Origin of the sequence: Kitasatospora sp. NPDC058218, from assembly GCF_042882445.1 — a bacterium.
Classification (GTDB): Bacteria; Actinomycetota; Actinomycetes; order Streptomycetales; family Streptomycetaceae; genus Kitasatospora.
On record NZ_JBHVWC010000081.1, the window covers coordinates 29940 to 42836 of the forward strand.

Consider the following 12897-nt stretch of genomic DNA (forward strand, 5'->3'; position numbering starts at 1 on the left):
CCCACACTGCTCGGACGATCAGTCCTCGTCGTCGGCTCCACCGATCGCGCCGCCGGCACCGCCACCCGGCCCGGCCGATCCGTCGGCCTTCAGGTGGATGACGCCGTAGTTGTAACCGTGCCGGCGGTAGACGACGCTCGGCAGGCCGCTGTCCTTCTCCACGAACAGGTAGAAGTCGTGGCCGACCAGTTCCATCTCGTAGAGCGCCTGGTCCAGCGCCATGGGGGCGGCCGGGTGGGTCTTCTCCCGGACCACCAGCGGGCCTTCGCCCTCCACTTCCAGGGATCCCATCATGGTCTTGCGGACGGCCCCGTTGGTCTCGCCCTCCGGCTGCGTCGTGTCGGGCAGCGCGGCCAGGGCCGCGGTCGCCTCGGCGACGCTGATGGGGGTGCGACCGTTGCCGCCCTTGTGCACCCGGCGCCGGTCTGCGGACTTGCGCAGCTGCGCGTCGAGCTTCGCCGAAGCCAGGTCGAGCGCCGCGTACGGGTCACCGGCGGCGGCCTCGGCCCGGATCACCGGACCGCGGGTACGGAGAGTGATCTCCACCCGCTCGGACCGGTCGGCCTGACGCGGGTTGTGCTCCTTGGACACCTCGACGTCGAGGCTGATCACCTTGCCGTCGAACTTCTGGACCTTCTCCAGCTTCTCGGCCACGTGCTCGCGGAACCTCTTGGGCACCTCGGTCTTGCGGCCCTTGACGACGATGTCCACGCAGAACTCCGATCCCTCGTGCTGACGCCGATCCGGGTGCTACCGGATCGGGCTGAGACCCAGCCGGACCAGCCAATCCACTGCTAGCCCTCCGCCTCCGCCGCGAGCGACGGAAACGACTGGCCCTCACCTCACTTCCTCCCCACCAGGGACGGTTGAAACCCCCTGGAGCCTCATCGAACACCTCACACGGGGTTTTCGCCTCCCCAAGCGGGAATACGGGTGTGACCCGATGCCGTGGGCTGGCAGTCAAGCTGTTGCACCCTGTCTACCCTCCTGCGAGTGAAGCATGAGTAAATACCTGGACAACACCCCCCGTACGGCGCATCCTGTGCTCACTCTCCGTGCCTGCCGCCGCCAGGAGCAGCCGTGCCGCCCACTCCCGTCCCCACCCGCCCGCAGACCGCCCAAGGGCCGTTCGGCCACGCACTGGCCGGGCTGCTGGAGGTGCTGCTGCCGGCCCGCTGCGCCGGCTGCGGTGCCGACCGCACCCAGCTCTGCCCGGCCTGCCGCTGCGCCCTGGCCACCGCCCGGCCCGGCCCCACGGCGCTGCCCTGGGTGCACGCCGCCGCCCCGTACGCCGACCCGGTCCGACAGCTGCTGCTCGCCCACAAGGAGCGCGGCGCGCTGCGACTGGCCGGGCCGCTCGGCGAAGCACTCGCCCGGGCCGTGCGCTCCTCGCTCGGGCCGCGGGCCGGGCTGGCGCCACTGCTGCTGGTGCCGATGCCCTCCGCCCGCTCCGCCGTCCGGGCCCGCGGGCACGATCCGACGCTGCGGCTGGCCGGCGCCGCCGCCCGGTCACTGCGCCGGGCCGGGGTGGACGCCCGGGCCGCCGCCCTGCTGCGGCACACCCGGCCGGTCGCGGACCAGGCCGGTCTCAGCGCCGCCGAGCGGCGGCGCAACCTGCACGGCGCGCTCACCGTCCTGCCGCGGGCGGACTGCCGGCTGACCGGCCGTCAGCCGGTCCTGGTGGACGACCTGGTGACCACCGGCGCCAGTCTCGCCGAGGCCGCCCGGGCGCTGGCCCGCGCCGGGCTCCCGCCGAAGGCGGCCGCCACCGTCGCGGCCGCCGTCCCGCACCGGCCCGGCGGCCCGCCCGGCCACCGCGCGAGCGGGCCCCGCCCCTGGTAGCCCGGACCGGCCGGCCCGGACCACGTGGCCCGGCCGCCCGAACGGGGCCGCGGCCCGCGGGCCGGGCGACTCAGCCCGGATAGATGAAGGAGGACGCCCGGAAGTTCAGGACGAGCTCCCGCCACTGGCTGTTGACCAGCCGGTAGATCTTGCCGTCGGCGGCCTGCCGGGCGAGCACCGGCGGCGCCTGGTTCATGGTGTCGACACGCGACTCCGCCGCCTCGGCCGAGGCCATCCCCTCACCGCCCTGGGACGGGGCCTCACTGCTCTGCGAGCCGTCCGTGCTGATGTAGTGCAGCTGCTGCAGGCGGCCCTTCTCCTTGCCCAGCACCAGCAGCTGGTCGGCCTCCGCCCAGGACACCGAGGCGATCTCGGTGACCGCCGGGGCGACGCGGCGCAACCCGGTGATCCGCGCGATGGGCGCGTCCTTGGTGCCGTCGTGCACCACCAGGCCGAGCCAGAGCGACTGCGCCCCGCGCTGGTCCCGGAACACCAGGGCGATCCGGACGCCGTCCGAGGAGATCTTGAGGTCCTGCAGGACCTGCCCGTCGGGGCCGTCGACCGGAACCGTGAGCGGGGGCAGGTTGCCCCGCACCATCACCACCCGGCGGTTCTGCGGATCGCGGTCCACCACCCAGAGGTCGCCGTGGCCGTCCCAGCTGGGCGAGGTCAGGCCGTCCTCCTCCTTCTGGCCCGACCGGACCGGGGTGGTGAGCACCGCCTCGGGCATGGCCTGCGCGCCGTCCGACAGCGCCACCGTGTAGAGCTGGTGGCCCTTCCCGCCGATCGCCGCCGCCCGCTCGCCGTCGCGCGCCACCGCGATCGTGCCGAGCGGCTCCTTGCCGTTCGGCTGCGGCTTGCCGAGCGGGCCGCGCACCGGGGTGCCGTCACCCGTCTCCTGGGCCTCGACCAGGACGCCGTTGTCGGCCCGCTGGAAGAACTGCTTCTGGGAGTCCGCTCCGGCCAGCGCGCCGGGGCCGGTCCTGGACAGGTCGCCGCGGGTCGCCTGGCAGCCGGTGTTGCGGGGGCCCTTCAGGTCCAGCTTGTCCACCTGCCCCTTGCCCTGGTCGGCGAGGGTGTAGAAGAGCTGGGCGGCCATCCGCTTGCAGAGCATCGCGCCGCCGAGGTCGACGCCGGAGAGCACCACGTGGGCGGCGCGGGCCTCGTCGAGGCTCACCCGCTCGACCGCGGTGCCGGGCGGGAAGGCGGTCCGGGCCACCGGCGCCAGCCAGTCGGACGGACCGGCGACCACGGCCTTGGCGGCCGAGGCCACCGGGTCTATTCGGCGCCGCAGGTAGATCGGGTCGGCGATCAGGACCTCCGGGCTGCCGACCGTCGAGCTGCCGGGCGCGGACGGGTCGTCGGCCGCGTAGAAGAAGCGGTCCACCTGGCGGTAGCTGAGACGGAAGTTGGTCTCGTTCATGAGCACGCCGTCGGGCAGCGCGTCGATCCGCCACTCGCCGCTCTTCTTCTCCCGGACGAACGAGAACTGGAAGTCGACGTCCTTCTGCCCGTCCAGGAAGGTGTACGAGTGCTTGGCGTCCACCTCGGCGACGACCTTGCCGGACACCGGGGCGGCGAACGAGGTGTCGGCCTCGGCCAAGGTCTGGGTGGACAGCGAGGGGGTGGCGGAGAGCACCTGGATGCGCGCGTCCGGCTTCCACTTCGCCGCCGCCTCGTCCGTGAGGTACATCCGGGCGGTGTCGTAGCTCTCGTCGGCGGTCACGGCGTCCAGGAAGCCGGCCAGCAGATCGCGCGGCTTGGCGCCCTTGGGGGGCGCCATCGGAAAGACCCTGACCTGCAGGTTCTTGTCCACCGCGTCCTGTGCCAGCTCGACCTTGCTGACGCCGCCGGAGTCCGGCATGGCCGCGCAGCCGCCGGCCAGCAGGGTGCCCAGCACCACGCCGGCCACCGCGGCCAGCCGCGGCTCAGTCCTGCTGGTCCTTCGCACGCTGCGACCCCTCCGTGTCCGTCCCGGCCGTGCCGTGCACGGCCTCCGCCGTCCCCGCCGCTCCCGGTTCCGCCGTCCGCTGGGCCACCGAGGGCCACCCGGGCGTCGGGTCCACCATGACCTGGGCTCCGGTGGCACCGTACCCGGCGCCCACGGCCCGCACGTCCGAGGGGTCGGTCCGCGGCCCCGCGGGCAGTCGGCGGGTGCCCAGCCCCGGGCCGATGCTCAGCACGCCGCCGAGGCCGCTGCCGAACCCGCCGTCGCCGGAGCCCTCCGGGGTCTCCGGGACGGCCGGCTCCTCGGTGGCGGTCAGCGCGGTGGCACCGCCCGGACGCATCGCCCGCCGGTACGGCGCCCCGCTGGGGCCGAGGCCCCGGTTGTTGCGCGAGTCCTCCGGCTCCAGCCGGAACGGTGCCCGGCTGATCTCGCCGCCGCGGGTGCGCGGCAGGGTGAGCCGGAAGTGCGAGCCGCCGCCGGGTTCGCCCCAGGCCTGCAGCCAGCCGCCGTGCAGGTGCGCGTCCTCGACGGCGATGGACAGGCCCAGGCCGGTACCGCCGGTGGTCCGCACCCGGGACGGGTCGGCCCGCCAGAAGCGGTGGAAGACCCGGGACGCCTCGCCGGGCTTGAGTCCGATGCCGTAGTCGCGCACGCCGACCGCGACGGCGCCGTCCGCCGAGCCCAGCCGGACCACGACGTCCCGGCCCTCACCGTGCTCCAGCGCGTTGACCACGAGGTTGCGCAGGATGCGCTCGATCCGGCGGGAGTCGACCTCCGCCAGCACCGGCTCGCCGTCGCCGCGGATCACCACGGCGCTGCCCTTGGCCTGGGCCAGCGGGTCGGCGGCCTCCACCACCCGGGTGACGATCTCGCGCAGGTCGACCGGCTCGGCGTCCAGGATCGCGGCGCCGGCGTCGAACCGGCTGATCTCCAGCAGGTCGGCGAGCAGCGACTCGAAGCGGTCCAGCTGGCCCTGGAGCAGCTCGGCCGAGCGGGCCGCCATCGGGTCCAGGTCCTCGCGGCTGTCGTAGATCAGGTCCGCGGCCATCCGGACGGTGGTCAGCGGAGTGCGCAGCTCGTGCGAGACGTCCGAGACGAACCGCCGCTGCACCCGGGAGAGCTCCTCCAGCTGGCGGATCTGCGCCTGCAGCGCGTTGGCCATCCGGTTGAAGGACTCGCCGAGCCGGGCGATGTCGTCCGTCCCGGTGACCTTCATCCGCTCTTCCAGGTGGCCGGCGGCCAGCCGCTCCGAGATCCCGGCGGCCATCCGGACCGGGGTGACCACCTGGCGCACGACCAGCCAGGCGATCCCGCCCATCAGGATCACCACGAAGACGCCGGCGGTGGCGAGCGTCCCGGTGACCAGGCCGAGGGTGTCGGTCTCCTGGCCGAAGGAGAAGACGTAGTACAGCTCGTAGGAGATGTTGTTGGGGCCGGTGAACTGCATGCCGATGGCCAGGCCGGGCTCGGTGTGTCCACCGCTGTCGACGGACCGGTGGATCAGCGTCGGCTGGTCGAAGATCTGGCCGGGCTCCGCCGAGACCTTGGCCCGCAGGGTGTCGGGGATGCTGATCGGCGAGATGTCACCGGTGTAGCGCGGCCCGAGGCCGGCGGTCTCCGGCAGGACGGTCTTGCCGTCGCGCACCATGGCGATCACCGAGTAGACGTTCTGCCCGCTGGCCGCGAGGTCGCCGACCTGCCCGAGCAGCCAGGTGCCGGTGTCCTCGACGGTCTGGTCGGCTGCCGCGCCGACCTTGAGCCGCAGGTCCTTCGCCTCGTCGATCTTCTTCAGCTCGGTCTGGAAGCCGGCCCGGGCCTGGCTGCGCGCCGAGTCCTGCTTGGTCTCCAGCAGCCCGTTGCGCACCTGGGCCACCACCACCACGCCCAGGACCAGCACCACCACGACGGAGAGCATCAGGGTGGCCGCGACCACCCGCAGCTGGATGGAGCGGTGGTAGAGCGCCGACAGCCGGCGCAGGGGCCGGCGCAGCTGACGGATCACGGGCGTGAGCAGCGCGGCGGGCCCGCGTCGGCGGCGGCTGCGCGTGGTGGAACTCAGCACGTCCCCGCGCACCGCGGAGCCCCCGTCGGTCGCGGACTCCGACGGGGTGTCGTCAGCCTGGTACGTCACGTCAGCTGGGCCCGGCCTTGTAGCCGACGCCACGAACGGTCACCACGATCTCGGGGCGCTCCGGGTCCTTCTCGATCTTGGACCGGAGCCGCTGGACGTGGACGTTCACCAGTCGGGTGTCCGCCGCGTGGCGGTAGCCCCAGACCTGCTCCAGCAGCACCTCGCGGGTGAACACCTGCCAGGGCTTGCGGGCCAGCGCGACGAGCAGGTCGAACTCCAGCGGGGTCAGCGGGATGCCCCGGCCGTCCCGCTTCACGGAGTGGCCGGCCACGTCGATCACCAGATCGCCGATGGTCAGCTGCTCGGGAGTCGGCTCCTCGGCGCGGCGCAGTCGGGCTCGTACTCGGGCCACCAGCTCCTTGGGCTTGAACGGCTTGGTGACATAGTCATCGGCCCCCGACTCCAGGCCCACCACGACGTCGACCGTGTCGGTCTTCGCGGTCAGCATGACGATCGGGATGCCGGACTCGGCCCGGATCTGCCGGCAGACGTCGATGCCGTCCCGTCCGGGCAGCATCAGGTCCAGCAGGACCAGATCGGGCTTGGTCTCCCGGAACGCGGCTAGCGCCTTGTCCCCATCCGCGACGAAAAACGGCTCAAAACCTTCACCACGCAGCACAATGCCGAGCATCTCGGCCAGTGCGGAGTCGTCATCAACGACGAGGACGCGTCCCTTCATGCGTCCATCTTCTCATTACCGGATTGTGACCTGCCGCACAGCAGTCCCATTGCGCCAGAACGGCCAAGTGGCGACCCGGCAAATTCAGGCCATACCGGACGAATGACGTGGACCGAACCGCCCCGGGCACCCCCCGGGCCACCTGCGGGCCACGTCCGGGCCACGTGCCGACCGCCCCGCGGGCTCCTGTTGCCGTTCAGCAACCGGATACCCCTGGGGGCCGTCCGGCCACCATGGCACGATGGGCGCTGCGCGCGGGTGAAGATCCACCCGGCCCCGCGAACCCTGACGCCCCTCCGAGGAGCAGTGATGACCGACACTCCGGGCTGGGCCTCGCCCAGCTCGTCCGAGCCGCCCCGCGACGACACCCGGCCCCCGGCCGACACGTCCGCCGCCGTGCCCGGGCAGTCGGTACCACCCCACGCCGCCCCCGCCGCGCCCCCCGCCTGGGGCACCGGCCACGGCGGCCCCCAGCAGGGCGGCCCCGCGTACGGCGGCCAGGGCCCGCAGGGGCCGCACGGCCAGTACGGCTGGGGCGTGCCGACCAGCCCCAAGCCCGGCGTCATCCCGCTGCGCCCGCTCGGCCTCGGCGAGATCCTCGACGGAGCCGTCTCCACCATCCGCAAGCACTGGCGCACCACGCTGGGCCTCTCGCTCGGCGTCGCCGTCATCGAGCAGGCCGCCGTCACCGGCACCCAGCTGGCCGTGAACGGTGACACCGGCGACCTCACCCCGGTGCTCTCGGCCCTGGTGAGCCTGCCGGTGACCATGCTGCTCAGCGTCGTCGCCGCCGCCCTGCTGACCATGGTGGTCAGCCGCGCCATCCTCGGGCAGTCCGCCACCGTCCGGGACGCCTGGCGGGGCGCGCGCCCCCGGATGCTCCAGCTGACCGGCCTCACCCTGCTGACCGGCCTGATCGGCGCCGGCGTGGTGCTGCTCGGCTTCGCCCCGATGATCGGCTACCTGCTGGCCGGCGCGGACGAACCCGTCATCGCGGCCCTGCTCTTCGTCGTCGGCCTGCTCAGCATCCCGGTCGCGATCTGGATCTGGATCCAGCTCAGCCTGGCCGCCCCCGCCCTGATGCTGGAGAAGCAGGGCGTCATCACGGCGCTCTCCCGCTCGCGCCGGCTGGTCCGCGGCTCCTGGTGGCGGCTGTTCGGCATCAACCTCCTCAGCCAGGTGCTGGCCGGCATCGTCGCCGGGATCATCAGCGTGCCGTTCACGATCGCCGGCCTGGTCCTGGGCTTCGACGACCTCGTCGGCCAGGTCGACGCCGGTGACCCGGCCACCCTGCCCACCGCCGTGCTGATCACCACGGCGATCGCCGGCGTGATCGCCTCCACCATCACCATCCCGTTCACCGCCACCATCGGCGTGCTGCTCTACGTCGACCAGCGGATCCGGCGCGAGGCCCTGGACATCGAGCTCGCCCGCGCCGCGGGCCTGCCCGAGTACGGCGGCGCCGGCTGGGGCGACCAGACCGGCCCGAACCCGGCGAGGCTCTGAACCGGATGCCGAACTGGGGGGAGAAAGCGCTGGCGGCGAGCGGCGCTCCGGTCACCGTGCCACGTGACCCGGCCCGTGACGCCGCCCGCGACGAGCTGCTCAACGCGGACTACCACCGGCACGACCCGAGCCTCCAGCAGCGGGTCTACGACTGGGTCATGGACCGGATCGACGACGCGCTCGCCACCATCGCCGGCGACGGCACCAGCGGCACCACCGGTCTGATCCTCTTCCTGGTGGTCGCCGTCCTGATCGCCGCCGCCCTCTGGTGGCGGTTCGGCGCACCGAAGCGGGCCGCCCGCACCGTGCTCGACGTCTTCGGCGGCGCCGGACCGCGCAGCGCCGACCAGTACCGGGCCGACGCCGAGCGGCACGCCGCGGCCGGCCAGTGGTCCGAGGCCGTCCGCGAGCAGATGCGCGCCGTCGTCCGGGCCCTGGAGGAGCGCACCCTGCTCGACACCCGCCCCGGCCGCACCGCCGACGAGGCCGCCGCCGAAGCCGGCCGGGCCCTGCCCGCGCACGCCGCCGCCCTCACCGCGGCGGCCCGCACCTTCGACGACATCGCCTACGGCGACCGCACCGCCGACCGGGCCGCGTACCAGCTGCTGCGCGACCTCGACCAGACCCTGGAACGCGCCCGCCCGGCGTTCGCCGCGGCCGCGGGAGGAACGGCATGACCAGCACCACCCCCGGCCCGGCCGCGCCGCCGGCCCCCGGCGGGCCCGCGCCCTCGGTGCCGCTCACGCCCGACGCACCGCCGCGGACCGCTCCCGGCACCAGCAGCCTCGCACCCACCGGCCGCGGCCTCTGGCGCCGCTCGCGCTGGTACCTGCTGACCGCCGCACTCCTGCTGCTCGCCTCCGCCGCCCTGGCCGGCCTCAACCAGGAGCGCCGCTACCCCCCGCTCGACCCGCGCTCCTACGACGCCTCCGGCTCCCACGCCGTCGTCGCGCTGCTCCAGCGCGAGGGCCTCCAGGTCGACGTCACCGCCGACCTCCCCGCCCGCCCCGCCGGCAACGACACCCTCGTCGTCCCCGAGCCCGACCTGCTCGGCGCCGACCAGTTGCGCGCCCTCGCCGCCGCCCGGCACGGCCGACTGGTCCTGATCTCCCCCGGCCCCGCAGCGCTCAGCGCCCTCGCCCCCGGTGTCCGCCCCTCCGAGGAGGGCGGCGGCGCCCCCTACGCCGCCGTCCGCAGCACCGCCGCCCAGTGCGCGCTCACCGAGGCCGTCCGGGCCGGCACCGCCCACCTCGGCGGCCTGCTCTACACCACCGGCAGCCGCGGCGAGGGCTGCTACCCGCGCGGCCACGGCTACCCGCTGGTCGTCGTGCAGACCGGCAAGGGAACCGAGGTCGTCGTCCTCGGCAGCGGCGACTTCCTCAGCAACGAGCTGATGAAGAAGGACGGCAACGCCTCCCTGGCGCTCGGCCTGCTCGGCTCGCAGCCGCGCCTCACCTGGCACCTGCCCGACTACGCCGCCCCGGTCCGCGACGGCGGCGGCGACAAGCAGTTCACCGACTTCATCCCCGACGGCTGGCGCTGGGCCGCCTACCAGCTCGGCATCGCCACGCTGCTCACCGCGCTCTGGCGCGCCCGCCGGCTCGGCCCGGTCATCAGCGAGAACCTGCCCGTCGTGGTCCGCGCCGCCGAGACCACCGAGGGCCGCGCCCGCCTCTACCGCCGCGCCAAGGCCCGGGGCCGCGCCGCCGACGCCCTGCGCCGCGCCGCCGCGCACCGCCTCGCACCCACCCTGGGCGTCCCGCCCACCGCCGCCGGCGCACCCGACCCCACCGCGCTCTGCGCGGCCGTCGTCGACCGCCTCCCCGACCGACCCGCCGGAGACGCACGGGCCCTCCTGTACGGCCCGCCCCCGGCCGACGACGCCGCGCTGCTGCGGCTCGCCGACGACCTCGACACCCTCGAAAGGCAGGTACGGAAGCCGTGACCGAGCAGGCCACCGCCACCCCCGTCTCCACCCCCGGCACGGCGACCGCCACCCACGGCGCTCCCGGCGCTCCCGGCACCCCCGGCACCCCCGGGGCCGCCGACGACCCGCGCCAGGCGCTCACCGCCCTGCGCGCCGAGATCGCCAAGGCCGTGGTCGGCCAGGACGCCGCCGTCACCGGGCTGGTCGTCGCCCTGCTCTGCGGCGGCCACGTGCTGCTGGAGGGCGTCCCCGGCGTCGCCAAGACCCTGTTGATCCGCACCCTCTCCACCGCGCTCAGCCTGGACACCAAGCGGATCCAGTTCACCCCCGACCTGATGCCCGGCGATGTCACCGGCTCCCTGGTCTACGACGCCCGCACCGCCGAGTTCTCCTTCCAGCCCGGCCCGGTCTTCACCAACCTGCTGCTCGCCGACGAGATCAACCGCACGCCGCCGAAGACCCAGGCCGCGCTGCTGGAGGCCATGGAGGAGCACCAGGTCACCGTCGACGGCGAGCCCCGTGCGCTGCCGGCCCCGTTCCTGGTCGCCGCCACCCAGAACCCGGTCGAGTACGAGGGCACCTACCCGCTGCCCGAGGCCCAGCTCGACCGCTTCCTGCTCAAGCTGATCCTGCCGCTGCCCGACCGCGACCAGGAGTTCCAGGTCCTCGCCAGGCACGCCTCCGGCTTCGACCCGCGCAACCTCGCCGCGGCGGGCGTCCGCCCGGTCGCCGGCCCCGAGCACATCGCCGCCGCCCGCGCGCAGATCGCCAAGCTCACCGTCGCCCCCGAGGTGCTCGCCTACATCGTCGACCTCTGCCGGGCCACCCGGCAGTCCCCGTCGCTCTCCATCGGCGTCTCCCCGCGCGGCGCCACCGCCCTGCTCGGCGCCTCCCGCGCCTGGGCCTGGCTGGCCGGCCGCGACTACGTCACCCCCGACGACGTCAAGGCCCTCGCCCTGCCGACCCTGCGGCACCGCGTCGCGCTGCGCGCCGAGGCCGAGATGGAGGGCGTCACCGCCGACTCCGTCATCCAGGCCGTCCTGGCCCAGACGCCCGCGCCCCGCTGACCGCCCGCCCCGCCCCGTTCACGAAGGAGCGCACCGCATGGCCCTCACCGGGCGAACCGCCCTGCTCGCCGCACTCGGCGCGCTCGTCGTGGGCCTGCTCCTGCCGTCCTTGAGCGGGATCGCCGCCGTCACCGGCACGGTCCTGCTCGCGGTCGTCGTCGACCTGGTGCTCGCCGCCCCCGTCCGCAGCCTGCGGATCAGCCGGGGCGGCGACACCACCGTCCGGCTCGGCGAGCCCGCCTCCGTCGAACTGACCGTCACCAACCCGTCCGGCCGCCCGCTCCGAGGCCTCGTCCGCGACGCCTGGGCGCCGTCCGCCTGGCGACGCGGCACCGAGATCGCCGCGTCCCGGCACAGCCTGCGCATCCCCGGCGGCGAGCGGCGACGCGCCACCACCGTGCTCACCCCGACCCGGCGCGGCGACCACCACGCCCACAAGGTGACGATCCGTTCCATCGGCCCGCTCGGCCTCGCCGGACGTCAGGGCTCGCACCTCGTCCCGTGGACGGTCCGCGCCCTGCCCCCGTTCAACAGCCGCAAGCACCTGCCGTCCCGGCTCGCCCGGCTGCGCGAACTCGACGGCCGCACCTCCGTCCTGACCCGGGGCCAGGGCACCGAGTTCGACTCGCTGCGCGAGTACCTGCCCGGCGACGACATCCGCTCCATCGACTGGCGTGCCAGCGCCCGCCGGAACACCGTCGCCGTCCGCACCTGGCGCCCCGAGCGCGACCGGCACATCCTGATCCTCCTCGACACCGGCCGCACCTCCGCCGGCCGGGTCGGCGACGCCCCCCGCCTGGACGCCTCGCTCGACGCCGCGCTGCTGCTCACCGCACTCGCCACCAAGGCGGGCGACCGGGTCGACCTGCTCGCCCACGACCTGCGCAAGCGCGTCTCGGTGGCCGGCCGCTCCCCCAGCGAGATCCTGCCGGCCTTCACCAACGCGATGGCCGGCCTGGAACCCGCCCTCTACGAGACCGACATGCGCTCACTGGTCGCCACCGCACTCAAGATGGCGCCGCACCGCTCCCTGATCGTCCTGCTCACGGGGCTCGACGCGGCCCCCGTCGAGGACGGCCTGCTGCCGCTGCTCCCGCTCCTGACCAAGCGCCACGAAGTCGTCCTGGCCTCCGTCTCCGACCCTCACCTGGACGAACTGGCCACCGCCCGCGGCACCGTCGAGGCCGTGTACGGCGCGGCCGCCGCCGAGCAGACCCGCGCCGACCGCCGGCTCACCGCGGACCGGCTCACCCGCCACGGCGTGACCGTGCTCGACGCCCCGCCGACCGCGGTGGCCCCGGCCCTCGCCGACGCCTATCTCGCGCTCAAGGCCGCCGGCCGCCTCTGAGCACCACCGGGGCCCACGCGGGGCCCTGACGTACGACTGAGCCCCTGTCACGGGTCCGTGGCAGGGGCTCAGTCGTAGCCTGGCGGTCGCCCGGTGACGGGTCTTCGTGGCCGCGGCTGTTGCCGTGCTCGGGCGGTGCCGTGGCGGCCCGTCGGAGCGCCGTCGTGGTCCGTCCGGCGGCTGCGCTCCCCGGCTTGGGCCTTCTGACGGTGGGCCTTCCCTGGGCTCGCCTGCGGGCTGTGAGGGCCTCGCAGACCCAGCTGTCCGGGTGACCCGGGGCTGGGTGACCCGCCCGCGGCCGGCCACCCACGCGGGGCAACAGTCCCAGGAAACCCGCCCTGGGAGGTATTTCCCACCTGTCCCGGAAACGCAAAGAACCCCCACCCGGAATCGGGTGGGGGTTCTTCACAATGATTGTTCGGCGGCGTCCTACTCTCCCACAGGGTCCC

Annotated in this window: 10 protein-coding genes; 6 read left to right on the top strand and 4 right to left on the bottom strand. The window is 74.4% G+C overall.

The window, feature by feature from the left end; translation table 11 throughout:
- Window positions 1–18: 18 nt before the first annotated feature.
- Window positions 19–711 (bottom strand): ribosome hibernation-promoting factor, HPF/YfiA family, encoded by a 693-nt coding sequence (gene hpf, locus ACFVYI_RS36985; protein WP_387893778.1) that lies wholly within the window; start codon window positions 709–711, stop codon window positions 19–21.
- A 369-nt stretch (window positions 712–1080) separates the two neighbouring features.
- On the opposite strand from hpf, the gene ACFVYI_RS36990 reads away from it, so the two are divergent.
- A complete protein-coding gene (locus tag ACFVYI_RS36990) occupies window positions 1081–1842 on the top strand; it encodes a ComF family protein (RefSeq protein WP_387893780.1) in 762 nt (253 codons plus the stop codon).
- A 70-nt stretch (window positions 1843–1912) separates the two neighbouring features.
- Here the strand turns inward: ACFVYI_RS36990 and ACFVYI_RS36995 are convergent, their stop codons facing one another.
- From ACFVYI_RS36995 to mtrA, 3 genes are read right to left on the bottom strand one after another with little or no spacing between them, the layout of a single operon-like run.
- Entirely contained in the window at window positions 1913–3793 is a 1881-nt protein-coding gene (locus ACFVYI_RS36995) for an LpqB family beta-propeller domain-containing protein (protein ID WP_387893782.1), read from the bottom strand.
- Window positions 3771–5921 carry an MtrAB system histidine kinase MtrB gene (gene mtrB, locus ACFVYI_RS37000; protein WP_387893784.1) on the bottom strand — a complete coding sequence of 717 codons (2151 nt, stop codon included), beginning with the start codon at window positions 5919–5921 and terminating at the stop codon, window positions 3771–3773. Before mtrB ends, ACFVYI_RS36995 begins: the two co-directional genes overlap by 23 nt.
- Window position 5922: 1 nt before the next feature.
- Complete coding sequence (gene mtrA, locus ACFVYI_RS37005; RefSeq protein ID WP_030061806.1) at window positions 5923–6600, bottom strand: MtrAB system response regulator MtrA; 678 nt, start codon at window positions 6598–6600, stop codon at window positions 5923–5925.
- 309 nt (window positions 6601–6909) lie between these two features.
- Here mtrA and ACFVYI_RS37010 point away from each other — a divergent pair, with 309 nt between their 5' ends.
- From ACFVYI_RS37010 to ACFVYI_RS37030, 5 genes are all read left to right on the top strand, one after another.
- On the top strand, window positions 6910–8106 hold the full coding sequence (locus tag ACFVYI_RS37010) for a hypothetical protein (RefSeq protein ID WP_387893786.1): 1197 nt from the start codon (window positions 6910–6912) through the stop codon (window positions 8104–8106).
- A 5-nt stretch (window positions 8107–8111) separates the two neighbouring features.
- Window positions 8112–8783, top strand: a complete 672-nt coding sequence (locus tag ACFVYI_RS37015) for a DUF4129 domain-containing protein (RefSeq protein ID WP_387893788.1) — start codon at window positions 8112–8114, stop codon at window positions 8781–8783.
- A complete protein-coding gene (locus ACFVYI_RS37020; protein ID WP_387893790.1) occupies window positions 8780–10051 on the top strand; it encodes a DUF4350 domain-containing protein in 1272 nt (423 codons plus the stop codon). The genes ACFVYI_RS37015 and ACFVYI_RS37020 overlap by 4 nt, the downstream gene beginning before the upstream one ends.
- A gap of 128 nt (window positions 10052–10179) precedes the next feature.
- Window positions 10180–11100 (top strand): AAA family ATPase, encoded by a 921-nt coding sequence (locus ACFVYI_RS37025; protein ID WP_387893798.1) that lies wholly within the window; start codon window positions 10180–10182, stop codon window positions 11098–11100.
- Window positions 11101–11137: 37 nt separating this feature from the next.
- Window positions 11138–12448, top strand: coding sequence for a DUF58 domain-containing protein (locus tag ACFVYI_RS37030; protein ID WP_387893792.1), 1311 nt, complete (start codon window positions 11138–11140; stop codon window positions 12446–12448).
- Window positions 12449–12897: the final 449 nt, after the last annotated feature.

What these genes read in the sequence shown, in the direction of transcription:
- mtrA (WP_030061806.1), bottom strand. Translation starts at nt 6,600, where the DNA reads ATGAAGGGACGCGTCCTCGTCGTTGATGACGACTCCGCACTGGCCGAG.
- ACFVYI_RS37020 (WP_387893790.1), top strand. Translation starts at nt 8,780, where the DNA reads ATGACCAGCACCACCCCCGGCCCGGCCGCGCCGCCGGCCCCCGGCGGG.
- ACFVYI_RS37030 (WP_387893792.1), top strand. Translation starts at nt 11,138, where the DNA reads ATGGCCCTCACCGGGCGAACCGCCCTGCTCGCCGCACTCGGCGCGCTC.
- ACFVYI_RS37015 (WP_387893788.1), top strand. Translation starts at nt 8,112, where the DNA reads ATGCCGAACTGGGGGGAGAAAGCGCTGGCGGCGAGCGGCGCTCCGGTC.
- ACFVYI_RS37010 (WP_387893786.1), top strand. Translation starts at nt 6,910, where the DNA reads ATGACCGACACTCCGGGCTGGGCCTCGCCCAGCTCGTCCGAGCCGCCC.